We start from the raw sequence: 14,971 nt of genomic DNA on the forward strand, positions 1-14,971 counted from the left end.
GCGGCCGCTGACCGATCGAGGAGACGCACGATGTTTCTACCGCAGGAATTCATCCGCCAGAAGCGCAACCGGCAGCCGCTCGATCGCGACGGGATAACCGCGTTCGTGCGCGGCGTGACCGACGGCAGCGTGACCGAAGGCCAGGTGGCCGCGTTCGCGATGGCCGTGTATTTCAACGACCTGAGCGTCGACGAGCGCGTCGCGCTGACCCTCGCGCAGCGCGACTCGGGCGACGTGCTCGACTGGCGTGCGCTCGATCTCGACGGGCCGGTGATCGACAAGCATTCGACCGGCGGCGTCGGCGATGTCGTGTCGCTGATGCTCGGGCCGATGGTGGCCGCTTGCGGCGGGTACGTGCCGATGATTTCGGGGCGCGGGCTCGGCCATACCGGCGGCACGCTCGACAAGCTCGGCGCGATTCCCGGTTACGACGTGACGCCCGATACGGACGCGTTTCGCCGCACGGTGCGCGACGTCGGCGTCGCGATCATCGGGCAGACCGCGCGGCTCGCGCCGGCCGACAAGCGCATCTACGCGATTCGCGACGTGACGGCGACGGTCGAGTCGGTCGCGATGATCACCGCGTCGATCCTGTCGAAGAAACTCGCGGCGGGACTCGACGGGCTCGTGATGGACGTCAAGGTCGGCTCCGGCGCGTTCATGCCGACCGTCGAGCAATCGGCGGAACTCGCGCGCAGCATCGTCGACGTCGGCAACGGCGCCGGCATGAAGACGACCGCGATCCTCACCGACATGAACCAGTCGCTTGCGCCGTGCGCGGGCAATGCGCTCGAAGTGGCGTGCGCGATCGACTACCTGACGGGCCGGTCGCGGCCGGCCCGCCTGCATGACGTCACGATGGCGCTTGCGGCGGAGTTGCTCGTCACCGGCGGGCTGGCGCGCGATACCGCACAGGCGCGCGCGATGCTGCAGCGAGCGCTCGATTCGGGCGCGGCGGCGGAGCGTTTCGCGAGGATGATCGCGGCGCTCGGCGGCCCCGCGGACCTGATCGAGGCGCCCGGGCGTCATCTTGCGCCGGCGGTGGTGGTCGTGCCGGTGCCGGCGCGCGCGAGCGGCGTCGTGCGGCGGGTCGATTGCCGCGCGCTTGGGCTCGCGGTCGTCGCGCTCGGCGGCGGGCGCACGCGCGCGGAAGATGCGATCGACCACAGCGTCGGCCTGACGGCGCTCGCGGAGATCGGGCAGCGCGTCGAGGCCGGGCAGCCGCTGGGCTGCGTGCACGCCCGCGACGATGCCGCCGCGGCACGCGCGGTGGAAGCGGTCCGGCACGGCTACGTGCTGGGCGAGACAGGCGACGCGCCGCCGACCATTCACCAGCGGATCGGCTGACCGATAACCGCTGCCGGCACGGGAGACACGTGCGCGCGGCGGCTTCACATCACGGGGAGTATCGCGCGCGCCGGGATGCGGCTGCGCCGATGCATCCCGGCCCACTAGCGGAGGCACCATGGCAACGGAACGGGACGCACTGATCGAACAGGCCAAGGCGGCGCGCGAACGCGCGTATGCGCCGTATTCGCGCTTCAAGGTCGGCGCGGCGCTGCAGGCGCGCGACGGGACGATTTTTCACGGCTGCAACGTCGAGAACGCGTCGTACGGGCTGTGCAATTGCGCGGAGCGCACGGCGATGTTTGCGGCGATCGCGGCCGGCTATCGTCCGGGGGACTTCGCGCGGCTCGCGGTCGTCGGCGACACGGACGGCCCGATCGCACCGTGCGGCGCGTGCCGCCAGGTGATCATCGAGATTGGCCTGCCGGATATCGAAGTGATCCTGGGCAACCTGCAAGGCGCGGTCGAGGTCACGACGGCGCACGCGTTGCTGCCGGGCGCGTTCCGGTTGTGACGGCATGCGTCGCGGCGCACCCGCGACGCACGGATCATGCGCCGTCGCGCGCTTCGCGGATCGGGATCACGGTGCGTGCGCCGCACTGGCGCAGCAGGTCGCGCAGCTCGTTGATGACCGGAAACACTTCGTGGTTCCAGTCGGCGCCCTGGCGATCGTGCGCTTCCTGCTCGCGCTCGACGATCCAGCGATCCTCGCGGAAGATGCGCTCGGTGAACCACACGAGCAGCGGCCATGCGAGATCGAGCGCGAACGGGATGCCGGGCTTGTGGATCGACAGCATGCCGAACGTGCGATTGGTGCGTTGCTCGGCGTCGAGCGGCACGTAGACGATCCACAGATCCATCACGAGCGTGCCTTCGCTCGAACGGATCTGCAGTGTCTGGTACGGATAGCCGGTGCGCACCGTCATCACGCTCTTGTCGGACTGGTCGGCCGGCTTCTTGCTTGCGCCGAACACGAGTGCCTCGCCGACCGGCTGCTTGCCCTCCATCCGCGCGAACGTGTAGTCGACCTCGACCCAGTCGTCGCCGCGGCGACGGCCCACCGAGCGCGCGCGCATCTGTCCCATCTGCTTGCGGTGCAGGAACTGATGGTTCATGTCCATCAGGTTCTCGTGCATGAACGAGTAGTGGCACTTGACCTCGCGGCCGAAGCGGCGAGTTTTGTACGCGCGGTTGTCCGCCGATTCGAGCGCGGGGAACGGCCGCGTGTCGGCGAGCGTCGCGTCGCCGGGAAACACGAAGATCAGCCCGTGCGATTCGCGGCACGGGTACGCGCGCACGCCGTTCGGCAAGCGCTCGCGGCCGAGATAGGGCACGTCGACGCAGCGGCCGCTGTCGCACGCGTAGGTCCACCCGTGATAGCAGCAGCGCAGCGTTTCGCCGCTCACGACGCCCGCATGCAGCGGCACCTGGCGGTGCGCGCAACGATCTTCGAGCGCGTACACGGCGCCCGATTCGGTGCGCACGAGTACGATCGGATCGCCGGCGAAGCGCACGCCGAGCGTCTTGCCGCGCTTGAGCTCGCGCGACCACGCGAGCGGATACCAGTGATCGGGATGAATCGGCACGCGGCGCAGATCGCGCACGCCGGTGCCGGAAGAGGGTTCTCCGACGGTGCTGCTGTCAGGCAAGGGCACTGCGAGCATGCGTGACGCCTCCTGGCTGGGCGGGTGTTCCGAACGCCGCATGGCGCGGCGTGGATCAGGAGAAGTCTACGCGAAGTTACCCGTTGCGGCGGACGCGATGCGGGTTTGCCCCGGCACGGCAGGCGCGATTTCCTTGATGCGGCGCAACCCGGGCCGCACGTGAGGCGCCCGGCCCGGGCCGCGCGGCGGGCAGTCCCCGTCACGCGGCCGGTTGCCGGTCACGAACCGGTATCGCGCCACAGCACCGCGTCGGAGCGGTACAGCGCCGGGAAGCGCTGCTTCAGCCCGGCGACCTTCGGCAGGTCGTTGAACGCGATATACGGCGCGTCGGGATGCAGCTCGAGGTAGTTCTGGTGATAGGCCTCGGCCGGATAGAACCCCTTGTAGGCCTCGACGCGCGTGACGACGGGCGCGGGAAACACGTGCGCGCCGCCGAGCTGCGCGATGTACGCGGTCGCGACCGCGCGTTGCTGCGCGGTGGTCGGGAAGATCGCGGAGCGGTACTGCGGCCCATCGTCGGGGCCTTGCCGGTTGAGCTCGGTCGGATCGTGCGCGACCGAGAAGAACACCTGCAGCAGCCGGCCGTACGTGACCTGCGTCGGGTCGTAGACGATGCGGACCGATTCCGCGTGCCCCGTCAGCCCGGAGCCGACGAGCGCGTAGTGCGCGGTTTCGGACGCGCCGCCCGCATAACCGGCCGTGACCTGCTTCACGCCCTTCACGTGCTCGAACACGCCCTGCACGCCCCAGAAGCAGCCGCCGGCGAACACGGCCGTCTCGTCGTGCGACGCGCCGGGCGTTTCGTCGAGCGTCGGCGCGGGCACGGTGCGCATCGGTTCGGCGGAATTGACGATGCGCTGGAAGCCGAACACGGCGGCGGCCGCGACGGCGATCGCGCCGATGCGGCGCAGCATGGCCGCGCGCCGTCGCGGCGCGGCATCGCGGGGGGGAATCGGGTTCATCGTTTGCTCCTTCGGAATGCGGGTGGAAGACGGTGCGCGGATGACGGGGCGCCCGCGTTCAACCGAAAGTGAATGCGTACGCATCGACACCGCGATCGAGAAACTCGATCGCGAACGTGCGGTCGGCGATCGCGCCGGGCTGCCTGACGAGCTGGTACAGGCGCTGCCCGGTGACGGTGCCGTAGCCCTGCGCATCGATGTCGGCACCGTGCGCGGCGCCGGGCGCCGCGCCGTCGAGCGTCACGCGAAAGCGCACCGGCTGGCCGTTCTCGCCGGGGCCGAGCACGAGGTGCAGGTCGCGCGCATGGAAGCGGTAGACGATCCGGCCGGCCGGTGCGGCGAGCGTCGCGCGCTCGGCGCCGACCTGCCACGTGCCGGCGAGGCCCCAGTCGTTGAGATCGGGGCGCGCCGGCGCGTCGTAGCGGTGCGCCGCATCGCGCACGACGCCGCCCGGCGACGTGAAGTCCTCCGCGCGCGCATAACCGACATAGGTTTCGGGCGAGCGCACGTCCGCGGCGTCCGCCGCCGCGAGCGCGCCCTTCGCGGGCGCACCGGCCAGCCCGAGCGGCACGTTCAATGCTTCCGGATGGCCGGCTTCGGCGAGCAGAGACTGGATCGCGCGTTCCGACTGCGCGTATTCGCCTTCGCCGAAGTGGTGATGGCGGATGCGTCCCTGCGCGTCGACGAAGTAGTGCGCCGGCCAGTATTCGTTGCCGAACGCGCGCCAGATCGAATAGCCGTTGTCGATCGCGACCGGGTAGTCGATACCGAGGTCGTGCACGGCCTTCTTCACGTTGCCGATGTCGCGCTCGAACGCGAATTCCGGCGCATGCACGCCGATCACGACGAGCCCGTACGGCGCGTACTTGCGCGCCCACGCGTTCGTGTAAGGCAGCGTGCGCAGGCAGTTGATGCACGAGTACGTCCAGAAATCGACGAGCACGACCTTGCCGCGCAGGCCGGCCGCGGTCAGCGGCGGCGAGTTCAGCCACTGCACGGCCCCGTCGAGCGACGGCAGCGTGCCTTCGACGGGCAGCGCGGACGGCGTCGAGCCGACCGCGCGCATCATTGCGCCGCCGGGCTGCGCGCCATCGGCGGTCGCCGCCATCATCGCGCCGCCCGCCGCGTTGCCGGCGGCATCGCCGGTCGCGGCCATCGCCGCCGGCGTGCCGTTCGAGCGGCCGCCGAGCCGGTCGATGAGCTTCGTCTCGAGCCCGCCCGTCGCGACGGTCGACAGTTGCGCGAGTGCGCCGGTATCGAGGCCGAGCGCGATCGCGCCGACGCCGGCCAGCAGCGCTACGCCGATGCCGCGCCGGATCCATTCGCCGGCGCCGAGCGAGCGCTTCATCGCGGCGAACACCTTGCCGCCGATCACGAGCGCGACGGCGAGCGATGTCGCCGCGCCGGCCGCATATGCGACGAGCAGCAGCGTCGTGCCGACGCTCGCGCCGCGCAGCGCGGCGCCGGTCAGCACGAGCCCGAGGATCGGGCCTGCGCAGGGCGCCCACAGCAGGCCCGTCGCGACGCCGAGCAGCAGCGACGACGCGGGGCCGGCCGGGCGGCCGTCGCGCTGCGCGAGCCCGGTGAGCCGGTTGCCGGCAGCGACGAGCGGGCGCGTCAGGTGTTCCGCGAAGCGCGGCATCAGCAGCGTCAGGCCGAACACGGCGAGCAGCACGATCGCGATCCAGCGGCCGGCCTGGTTGGCCTGCGCGACCCAGCCGCCGCCGACGGCGGCGAGCGTCGCGACGACGGCGAACGTGAGCGCCATGCCGGCGAGCAGCGGCAGGCCGGTGCGCACGAACGGCTGGTCAGCGCGCGCGAACACGAATGGCAGCACGGGCAGGATGCACGGGCTCAGGATCGTGAGCACGCCGCCGAGATAGGCAAGGACGATGAGCAGCATGGTGCGTTCTCCAGTCGGTCGAAGCAGGGCCGGATCAGGCGGCGGCCGGGTGGAAGGCGAGCGCGAGCCCGTTCATGCAGTAGCGCAGGCCGGTCGGCGCCGGGCCGTCGTCGAACACGTGCCCGAGATGGCCGCCGCAGCGGCGGCAGTGCACTTCGGTGCGGATCATCCCGAACGACGCGTCGGTGTTGGTCGCGACCGCGTGGTCGAGCGGCTTCCAGAAGCTCGGCCAGCCCGTGTGGCTGTCGAACTTGGCGGCCGACGAGAACAGCGCGAGGTCGCAGCCGGCGCACGCGAACGTGCCGTGCCGGTGCTCGTCGTTCAGCGGGCTGCTGTACGGCCGCTCGGTGCCGGCGTCGCGCAGGACGTCGTACTGGGCGGGCGTGAGCCGGCGATGCCATTCGGCGTCGCTGAGCGTGATTTCGAAGCGGGTGCCCGGCTGCGGGGTGGCCGGCGGCGCAGCGAACGCGCGGCCGACCAGCGCGCGGCGGCCGGCGGACGACAGTGCCGCGAGCGCGGCGAGGCCGGTGGCGCCGGCGAACAGCAGATGTCTGCGGGTGGGCATGATGGGCTCCTGGAAGCAGGTCCTGAAAACATGCGCCCATCGTAGGCGGCAGCCGGTGTCGAAGTCCTCACGGAAAGTTAAAGGAATCGTGATTAATTGCCGGGTGCTCCGGCCGGCGCCGCCGAATCCGTCAGAGCCCCGTCTGACAAGGATTTTCGGGGAATTCGCGGTTCGCCCATTTCCGGGGGAATCCCGCACGAGCCGCAACTTTTTAGTGTTTTTTTTATGTTTGCGGTGTCGGGTAGGCGATCAACAGGAGGCGCGGAAAGAAAGGCCGAAAGGAGGGCGGCAAGTTGCAGCAAGGTGCGATCGAAAAGCATGGGCTGCACGACCCTTCGTGCCCACAGGATCGCAGGCGTGTTTGCGTCGAACGTTCTGCCGTTGCTTACCGCGATGTCCGAATCATCTCGTCATCCTGCGCTAACGTGACAATGCCGCCAGTTGACACCGGTCTGCGCATCTCCTGATCGACTGCGACGACTTGATCTCGGTCCGGGACATCAGTTCGGCACATCACCCGAGTCGCTCGTACACAATCTTTCCCGGCGAGAACGAATCGCTGCGCGCGACTGGCCACCACGTGTCATACAGCGCGGACCCAAAGGGTCCGTCACCCAGCAGCACACCCGGCTTCAGATACTCGAGCAGCGACGACAAAAGATCGATCTGGTGCGGCGTGACACGCTGGACAATGTGATGCGCGCGCAACTCGGACGGGTGTTCAAGGCCCGCAGCTTGCACCAGCTCCTGCAGCGCGTGCAGCGTATTGCGGTGGAAATTGTAGACGCGCTCGGCCTTGTCAGGCACGACGAGCGCGCGCTGGCGAGCGGGATCCTGGGTCGCGACGCCGGTCGGGCAGCGGCCTGTATCGCAGTGCTGCGCCTGGATACAGCCGACTGCGAACATGAAGCCGCGTGCCGAGTTGATCCAGTCCGCGCCGATCGCGAGCGCGCGTGCGATGTCGAATGCGGTGATGATCTTGCCGCTTGCGCCGAGCTTCACCTGATCACGCAAGCCGATCCCGACCAACGTGTTGTGCACGATCAGCAAGCCTTCCTGCAGCGGCATGCCAACGTGGTCGGTAAATTCGAGCGGTGCGGCGCCGGTGCCGCCTTCCGCACCGTCGACCACGATGAAATCCGGCACGATGCCGGTTTCCAGCATGGCCTTCGCAATGCCGAAGAACTCCCAGGGATGTCCGATACACAGCTTGAAGCCGGTCGGCTTGCCACCCGAAAGATCGCGCAGTTGGTCAATGAAGACGAGCAGTTCGCGAGGCGTCGCGAACGCCGAGTGCGCGGACGGCGAGATGCAGTCCTGCCCCATCGGGATGCCGCGCGTCTCGGCGATTTCGCGCGTCACTTTCGCCGCGGAGAGGATGCCACCGTGACCGGGCTTCGCGCCCTGCGACAGCTTCACCTCGATCATTTTCACCTGCCCATCGCGCGCTTGCTGCGCGAATCGATCCGGGTCGAATGTGCCATCGGCGTTTCGGCAACCAAAGTAGCCCGAACCGATTTCCCAAATGAGGTCGCCGCCATGTTCGCGATGGTACGGCGAAATGGACCCTTCACCCGTGTCGTGCGCGAAGTTGCCTTGCTTCGCGCCGCGATTGAGGGCGCGGATCGCATTCGCCGACAGCGCGCCGAAGCTCATCGCCGAGACGTTGAAGATCGACATGTCGTACGGCGCCAGGCGGGACGCGCCGACGCGGATCCGGAAATCGTGTCCGTCGAGTTGTGTCGGCACGAGCGAATGATCGATCCACTGGTGCGCGACGATCTTCACATCGAGTTTGGTGCCGAACGGTCGCTTGTCCCCGACGTTTTTTGCTCGCTGGTAGACGAGGCTGCGCTGCACATGCGAGAACGGCTTCTCGTCGGTGTCGCCCTCGATGAAGTACTGACGCACGGCCGGGCGAATGAACTCGGACAGGAAACGCAGGTGGCCCGCGAGCGGGTAATTGCGCAGGATCGCGTGCCGGTGCTGCCGCATGTCGGACAGGCCTAGAACGATCAGCGCGGTGACAGGAATGAGCCACAACCACGAGATCGCCTGCCGGGCCACGAGGATGGCAACGGCAGCGAAGAAAAGGGCCACGCACCACATCGCTAGGTAGCGTTTGCTGAACATTGGAACTCCATGAGAAAGATCGAGCGCACCGAGCGACTGTGGAAGGTCGATCGGGGGTTTCAGGCGCCGTCAATCCAGCCACGAAACCTCAATAGGCCGGGTCGGCTTCAGGAACGACGCCGGCGACGCCTGATCATGAATTTGTGAACCTTGGGCGGAATGAATTACGAATCGGCGGGGCAGGCAGGACGCCCGCTGCCGAAGCTGCGCACGGCGCTCGCGATCCGGGCGGCGAACTGCTCGATCATGCGCTGTTGCACGCGCACCATGTCGGCATAGCTCCCAGGGGCGGCCTCGTTGAGCCGCGTGCTGCACGATATGCGCGGGCCCGGCGTGTCCTGCTGCACGCCGACGGCCCAGTCGGCTTCGAACTGGGCCATGCGCCCCGGCCACGCGTCGAAGCGGCGCACCTGCGTGCGGATGCTCATGACGGTCTGGTTCGACGGGCGCGGCAGGCCGGTGACGTTGCGCGCGCCCAGTTGCTCGACGAGTGCCGACGAAAGCGCCGCGCGCAGCTCGTCGCCGAGCGGTGCGACCCAGCGTTCGTTGTCGAGTATCACCGCGGTGCCCGTGCCGCTGCGAACGACCATCTGCTGCTGGTCGAGCTGGGCGGGGATGCCGACCGGCAACACGTTGATCGCCAGCGGCACGGTGCCGCGCGCGGTCGTCGCCGTCGCGGACGCGGCCGGCGAGACGAGCGTGTAGTAATGCACCGGGTTCGACGCGCAGGCGGTCAGCGTGATGACGGCGCCGGCGCCCAGGGCGATCGTCCTGGCGCGAATCGGGAAGCTCATGGTTGTCGTGGCTCCTGTTGGACAGGCGGGTTTGAAGTGTCGGCGGGCGCGAGCGGTGCATGATCGGCCCCGGCGCCGCGGAGCAGCGATTCGGGGCGGCGGCCCAGCATGTCGGTCAGCGTGCGCAACGATCGCGCGGTGCGCTGGACTTCGGTCAGCGTGTTCGCCAGGTTTTCCTGTAGCGGGCCGTCCTCGGCGATGCCCTGGCGCAATGCGCCGAACGTCTGGTTCGCCTGGTCGAGCGCGCGCGTCGTCGACGGCAGCAGCTGGCCGTTGACCTGCCTGAGCGTCGCGTCCAGGTTCGTCAGGCTCGAATCGACATGCTTGCCGATCGAATCCAGCGGCATCTTGTTGATCTTGTCGACGATGTCCGCGATCTGCTCCGGCAGCTTGTCGAACGCACTCGTGACGGTGGGAATGGTCAGCGGCGTCGCATTGGCATCGAACGGCACCTTCGGCGCGTTCTTCACGAAATCGAACGAAATGTAGAGCTGACCCGTCAGCAGGTTGCCGGTACGCGTTTCCGCCCGGAGCCCGTACTCGACCAGGCCCGCGAGGAACTGGGCGGCGCGCGGATTGCCGTTGCCTTCGGTCTTCTGCAGTTTCTCGACGACGGGGCCGAGCCGATACGGATAGACCTTGACCATGACGATGGACTGGAAGCGCTGCGCGCTACGGTCGAAGTCGAGCTGGGTCGAGACGACCTTGCCCATTTCGATGCCGGAAAATTCCACCGGCGCCCCGACCGCGAGCCCGCGCAACGGCTGTTCGAAACGCAGCCGGATGAGCTGGGACGGACCGTCCGGCGCGGCCATCGCGGCGGCTTCGTCGACGGCGAGCGTAAACAGGTTGCCGGCAGGGGCGGCCGTCGTGCCGCCGTCTTCCGGTGTCGCGAACGCGATGCCGCCGCCCACGATCGTCGCGACCGACTGGGTTTTCAGCTTCAGGCCGTTCGCGTCGAGCGAAAGATCCATGCCGCTCGCATTCCAGAAGCGCGTATCGGTCGTCACCAGGCGATCGTACGGCGCATCGATGAACACCTGCAGGTTCATGTCGCGACTTTGCATGTCGAGCTTGTACGACGCCACGTGGCCCACCATCAGATGGCGGTAGTAGACCGGCGAGCCGATATCGAGCGAGCCGAGATCGGCGGCGCGCAACGCGAAGCTCGTCCCCGGCGTGCCGTTGATGACGGTAGGCGGCGTTTCGAGCCCGGTGTAGGCTTTGCGCGCCTTGTCCGAGCGGCCCGTGTCCATGCCGATGTATGCGCCCGAGAACAGCGTATCGATGCCCGATACGCCGCTCATGCCGACGCGGGGCCGCACGACCCAGAAGCGCGTGTCGTCGCGAATGAGGTTGCGCGCATTCTTCACGAACGAAACCGTCGCGACCACGTGTGAACTGTCGTCGCTCAGCGAAATGGCGGTCACGGTGCCGATCACGACGTCCTTGTACTTGACGGGCGTCTTGCCGGCCTCGAGGCCCTGCGCGGTGTTGAACGTGATCGTGATTTCCGGTCCGACGGACAACCACGCGTGGATCACCATCGACAGGCCGATCAACGCCGCGACGAGCGGCACGAGCCAGACGAGGGAAAGCCGCATGCGGTTGCGTGATACGGGCGGGTCGTGGGGTTCGAGGCCTTGCGGGCCGGATGCAGGATTCATGCTTCCTCGGCGTCCCAAATGAGGCGTGGGTCAAAACTCATCGCAGACAGCATCGTGAGGATGACGACCATGCCGAAAAACAAAATGCCGGCGCGCGGCTCGATCTCGGACAGCGGACCGAACTTCACCAGCGCACAGATGATCGCGACGACCAGCACGTCGAGCATCGACCAGTAGCCGACCAGCTCGACCGCGCGGTACAGCACGGTCCGCTCGCGCATGGCCGTCACGCTGCGCCGGCCGGTCGTGACGAGCAACGTGCCGATCGCGAGGAACTTCGTGCACGGCACGACGACGCTCGCGATGAAGATGACCGACGCAATGCCGTACGAGCCGGCTTTCCAGAACACCACGACGCCGCTGAGGATCGTCGATTCGCTGTGGCTGCCGAGCAGCGTGGTGCGCATCACCGGCAACAGGTTGGCCGGGATGTAGAAGATCAGGCTGGCGATCAGGAGCGCCCACGCACGCACGATGCTGTCCGAACGACGCGCATGCAGCGCGGACCCGCACCGCGGGCAGCGTTCCGTTTCGGCGGCAGGTGGCTCGGCGGCCGGCGTGGCGGATGCATGTGTGCGGCAGACGAGGCCGCACGCATGGCACCCGACCATGCCCAGTTGACCGGCGCGCACGGGCAGGCTCACGGGTGGCCTCCGGCGGGTTCCACCGGCACGACCCGGTCCCATAGCTGGCGCGTATCGTGCCCCGCGATCAGCGAGATCAGCACCATCAGAACGGTCGTGGCCCACAAGCCGGCGCCGGGAATGATCTGCATGATGCTGGACAGCTTGATGATGGCGATGAGGATGCCGAGCAATCCGACCTCGATCATGCTCCATGGCCGCAGCGCGACGAGCAGCCGCATCAGCGGGCCGAACGCGGGTGCGCGATGTCCGGCACGGGCAAAGGCCAGCACCCAGATCAGCGTGGCGATCTGCAGGAACGGCACCACCACGATGGCGAGGGCCGTGGGAATCGCGATCGGCGCGGCGAAGCCCTGGGCAAGCGCGAGCGCGGATTGCCACAGCGTGGCCTCGCTGTGCAGCCCCTGCATGCTGATCCGCATGATCGGGCAGAGGTTGGCGATGGCAAAGACCACGCCGGCCGCAACCGCCAGTGCGAGCCACCGGTCGATATCGAGCCAGCTCGATCGAAACAGCACCGCGGAACATCGTTCGCAGCGCGCGACCTCGTGAGGCGCCAGCGCGCGGCGTCGGTAGACGCTGTCGCAATGCTCGCAGGCGATCAGGGTCGGAAATGTGTCCATGTGTTCGGGTTGCGCGCGCGGATAGATTCGATGACTTGCTTTGCAGTGTGCTTGGCGTCGATGGACGTTTTTGTGCGGCTTGATGGAGAAATGATGGAGCCGCGATCAAAAGGCGCAGGCCGCCGGGCAGCCATGCCGGGCGGCGAATGCGGTGCGACGGGTTATGAACGTGCCCTGCGCGCCAGCTTGACGAGGTCGATCACCGTCGCGGCCAGCCCGGCCAGCAGCACGGCGGCGAGCACCAGATAGCTCGGCGTCTCCCGGATCACAACCGCGATCGGGTTGTCGGTCGCAGGAGACGAAACGACGAGGATCAGGCCGTAGACGACGAACCACCCGGTCGCGATCGTCAGTACGACAGCGATCGTCAGGAGACCGATGATCCGTGCAACGCGCGGCCGCGATCCATGCTGCGTGTTCACGGGGTGCTGCGCAGCCGGTAGCCGACGCCGCGCATCACCTCCGGCATCCCGGACGCGCCGGCGCATTCGAGCTTCTTGCGCAACCGGCTGATATGGCTGTCGACGGTACGTTCCAGCGCATCGACGTCGGCGAGGCAGGCATCGATCAGTTCGCCGCGCGTGAACACGCGGTTCGGCGAGCCGGCCAGGTGGGCGAGCAGCCGGAATTCGGTCAGCGTCAACGCGACGCCGGTTTCCCCGGTGTCCGTGCGGACCGTGGTCAGATAGCTTTGCGTATCGATTTCGAGGTTGCCGACCTTGATGAAGCGTCCCGCCGCGGCCGTTTCCAGACGGCGCAGGATCGCGCGGATGCGCGTGACCACCTCGGCCGGATTGAACGGTTTCGTGATGTAGTCGTCCGCGCCGAAGCGCAGCCCCTGCAAGCGATCGATTTCGCGGTCGAGCGCCGTGATGATGACGATCGGCGTGTCGCCGCGGCGTCGCAGTTCGACCAGGACTTCCCAGCCGTCTTTCTTCGGCATCCAGATGTCGAGCAGGATCAGGTCGGGTTTCAGAACGGGCTGCACGTCGAGCACGGCCTGGCCGTGACCGACGCGATAGGTGCGAAAGCCGTCGTGAGCGAGGTAGGCGTCGAGTATTTCGGCGATCTCCGGCTCGTCTTCGGCGATGAGTATCAGAGGGTTCATCGGTATCACTGGAAGTGAACGTGACCATGTAGGCAGGCCGGCGGCGCGGCACGTGCGCCGCCGGACTTCACCGTGCGTTCAGTCGTCGCGAACGGATGGGCGACGACTCGCTGCTCAGTTGTTCGCCACGTCGTTGGCGGGCGGCACATCGGTGTCGGTCAGGCCGCCACCGAGTGCCTTGTAGAGCGCGACCGCGTTGCCCAGTTCGGCGTTGCGCAGATCCAGCAACGCCTGACGCGCGGCATACAGCTGCCGCTGCGAGTCGAGCAGTTCCAGCCGATCCTCGATGCCGGCGCGATAGCGCAGGTTCACGAGATCGGTACGGCGCTCGGCGCTCTTGACGACCCTGGTCTGCGCGTCGATCTGGCGGCTGAACGTCTCGCGCCCGGCGAGACCGTCGGCCACTTCGCGGAACGCGGTCTGGATCGAGCGTTCGTACTCGACGACCGCGCTGGACTTGCGCACTTCCGCGAGATTCAGTTCGGAGCGCAGCCGGCCGCCCTGGAAGGTCGGCAACGTGACCTGCGGTGCGAAGCTCCACACGTTCTGGCCGCCGGCGAACAGGCTGCCCAGCCCCGGGCTCAGGAAGCCGATCGACGAGGTCAGCGACAGGCGGGGGAAGAACGCCGCGCGCGCCGCGCCGATGTCGGCGTTGGCGGCGACGAGGTTCTGCTCGGCCTGCTGGATGTCCGGCCGGCGATACAGCAATTCAGACGGCAGGCCGGCGGGCAGTTGCGTCATCACCGGCTGGCGTTCCAGCGACAACGGGTCGGGCAGGTTCTTCGGCAGGTCGGTGCCGACCAGCAGCCGCAGCGCGTTGCCCGCCTGCTCGACGGCGCGCGAACGCGCTTCGAGATCGGCGCTGGCGCTCGCGACCTGGCCTTCGGCCTGCGCGATGTCGACGCCGCTCGCCTGATCCGCGAGCTTGAGCCGGCGCGCGAGGTCGAGCGACTGGCGCCAGTCGTTCAGCGTGCGTTCGGACAGCGCACGCTGTTCCTGCGCGAGACGCTCGGCGAAATACGCGTTGGCCACGGAGCCGACGAGCGCGATCTGCACCGCGCGGCGGCCGTGATCGGTCGCGAGGTAGCGCGCGAACGCCGCATCGGACAGCGACTTGACGCGACCGAACAGGTCGATCTCGAACGCGCTGACGCCGACGTTCACGCCGTACTGGTTCTGCGTCGTCTCGAATATCGGCGGGTTCGATTGCGAGTCGGCCGGCGTACGCTGGCGCGTGAAGCTCGCGCCGGCGCCGATCGACGGCAGGCGCGCGGAACGCTGGATGCCGTACTGCGCTTCGGCGGCCTGGACGTTCAGCGCGGCCAGGCGCAGGTCGCGGTTGTTGTCGAGCGCGAGCTCGATCAGGCGCTGCAGGCGACGGTCGCCGAACATCGTGCGCCAGCCGAGATCGGCCGCGTTCGCGTGCTGCTCGGCCGCGGCTGCGGTCGTATAGGCGGTCGGCACCGGCATTTCGGGCTTGACCAGCTTCGGCGCCATCGAGCACGCCGACAGCGCGAGGGCGGCGGAAACCGCAGCGGAAAGAATGAGCAATCGCATGGCA

The 14,971-nt window shown here is 68.0% G+C and carries 14 protein-coding genes; 2 read left to right on the forward strand and 12 right to left on the reverse strand.

What is annotated here, in order from left to right:
- The first annotated feature begins 30 nt into the window (after window positions 1-30).
- Together deoA and BBJ41_RS34855 are read left to right on the forward strand one after the other, a co-directional pair.
- Complete coding sequence (deoA, locus tag BBJ41_RS34850; RefSeq protein ID WP_069750863.1) at window positions 31-1,347, forward strand: thymidine phosphorylase; 1,317 nt, start codon at window positions 31-33, stop codon at window positions 1,345-1,347.
- Window positions 1,348-1,465: 118 nt separating this feature from the next.
- Window positions 1,466-1,861 carry a cytidine deaminase gene (locus BBJ41_RS34855; RefSeq protein ID WP_069750864.1) on the forward strand — a complete coding sequence of 132 codons (396 nt, stop codon included), beginning with the start codon at window positions 1,466-1,468 and terminating at the stop codon, window positions 1,859-1,861.
- Window positions 1,862-1,895: 34 nt separating this feature from the next.
- On the opposite strand, the gene BBJ41_RS34860 is transcribed toward BBJ41_RS34855, so the two are convergent.
- The 12 genes from BBJ41_RS34860 to BBJ41_RS34915 all read right to left on the reverse strand — a co-directional run bounded on the left by BBJ41_RS34860 (window position 1,896) and on the right by BBJ41_RS34915 (window position 14,967).
- Window positions 1,896-3,011, reverse strand: a complete 1,116-nt coding sequence (locus BBJ41_RS34860) for an aromatic ring-hydroxylating oxygenase subunit alpha (protein ID WP_069750865.1) — start codon at window positions 3,009-3,011, stop codon at window positions 1,896-1,898.
- A 218-nt stretch (window positions 3,012-3,229) separates the two neighbouring features.
- Window positions 3,230-3,973 carry a peptide-methionine (S)-S-oxide reductase MsrA gene (gene msrA, locus BBJ41_RS34865; RefSeq protein WP_069750866.1) on the reverse strand — a complete coding sequence of 248 codons (744 nt, stop codon included), beginning with the start codon at window positions 3,971-3,973 and terminating at the stop codon, window positions 3,230-3,232.
- 58 nt (window positions 3,974-4,031) lie between these two features.
- On the reverse strand, window positions 4,032-5,876 hold the full coding sequence (locus tag BBJ41_RS34870; RefSeq protein WP_069750867.1) for a cytochrome c biogenesis protein DipZ: 1,845 nt from the start codon (window positions 5,874-5,876) through the stop codon (window positions 4,032-4,034).
- 34 nt (window positions 5,877-5,910) lie between these two features.
- Entirely contained in the window at window positions 5,911-6,441 is a 531-nt protein-coding gene (gene msrB, locus BBJ41_RS34875; RefSeq protein WP_069750868.1) for a peptide-methionine (R)-S-oxide reductase MsrB, read from the reverse strand.
- Window positions 6,442-6,954: 513 nt separating this feature from the next.
- Complete coding sequence (locus tag BBJ41_RS34880) at window positions 6,955-8,574, reverse strand: FMN-binding glutamate synthase family protein (RefSeq protein WP_069750869.1); 1,620 nt, start codon at window positions 8,572-8,574, stop codon at window positions 6,955-6,957.
- A gap of 164 nt (window positions 8,575-8,738) precedes the next feature.
- Window positions 8,739-9,368 (reverse strand): PqiC family protein, encoded by a 630-nt coding sequence (locus tag BBJ41_RS34885; protein ID WP_069750870.1) that lies wholly within the window; start codon window positions 9,366-9,368, stop codon window positions 8,739-8,741.
- Window positions 9,365-11,035: a PqiB family protein gene (locus tag BBJ41_RS34890; RefSeq protein ID WP_069750871.1), complete on the reverse strand. Its 1,671-nt coding sequence runs from the start codon at window positions 11,033-11,035 to the stop codon at window positions 9,365-9,367. Before BBJ41_RS34890 ends, BBJ41_RS34885 begins: the two co-directional genes overlap by 4 nt.
- A complete protein-coding gene (locus BBJ41_RS34895; protein ID WP_069750872.1) occupies window positions 11,032-11,679 on the reverse strand; it encodes a paraquat-inducible protein A in 648 nt (215 codons plus the stop codon). The genes BBJ41_RS34890 and BBJ41_RS34895 overlap by 4 nt, the downstream gene beginning before the upstream one ends.
- On the reverse strand, window positions 11,676-12,302 hold the full coding sequence (locus tag BBJ41_RS34900) for a paraquat-inducible protein A (protein WP_069750873.1): 627 nt from the start codon (window positions 12,300-12,302) through the stop codon (window positions 11,676-11,678). Before BBJ41_RS34900 ends, BBJ41_RS34895 begins: the two co-directional genes overlap by 4 nt.
- 161 nt (window positions 12,303-12,463) lie before the next feature.
- Complete coding sequence (locus BBJ41_RS34905; protein ID WP_069750874.1) at window positions 12,464-12,724, reverse strand: hypothetical protein; 261 nt, start codon at window positions 12,722-12,724, stop codon at window positions 12,464-12,466.
- Window positions 12,721-13,410, reverse strand: coding sequence for a response regulator (locus BBJ41_RS34910; protein WP_069750875.1), 690 nt, complete (start codon window positions 13,408-13,410; stop codon window positions 12,721-12,723). Before BBJ41_RS34910 ends, BBJ41_RS34905 begins: the two co-directional genes overlap by 4 nt.
- 114 nt (window positions 13,411-13,524) lie before the next feature.
- Complete coding sequence (locus tag BBJ41_RS34915) at window positions 13,525-14,967, reverse strand: efflux transporter outer membrane subunit (RefSeq protein ID WP_069750876.1); 1,443 nt, start codon at window positions 14,965-14,967, stop codon at window positions 13,525-13,527.
- Between the last annotated feature and the right edge of the window lie 4 nt (window positions 14,968-14,971).

This window comes from Burkholderia stabilis (genome assembly GCF_001742165.1).
Lineage (GTDB): Bacteria > Pseudomonadota > Gammaproteobacteria > Burkholderiales > Burkholderiaceae > Burkholderia > Burkholderia stabilis.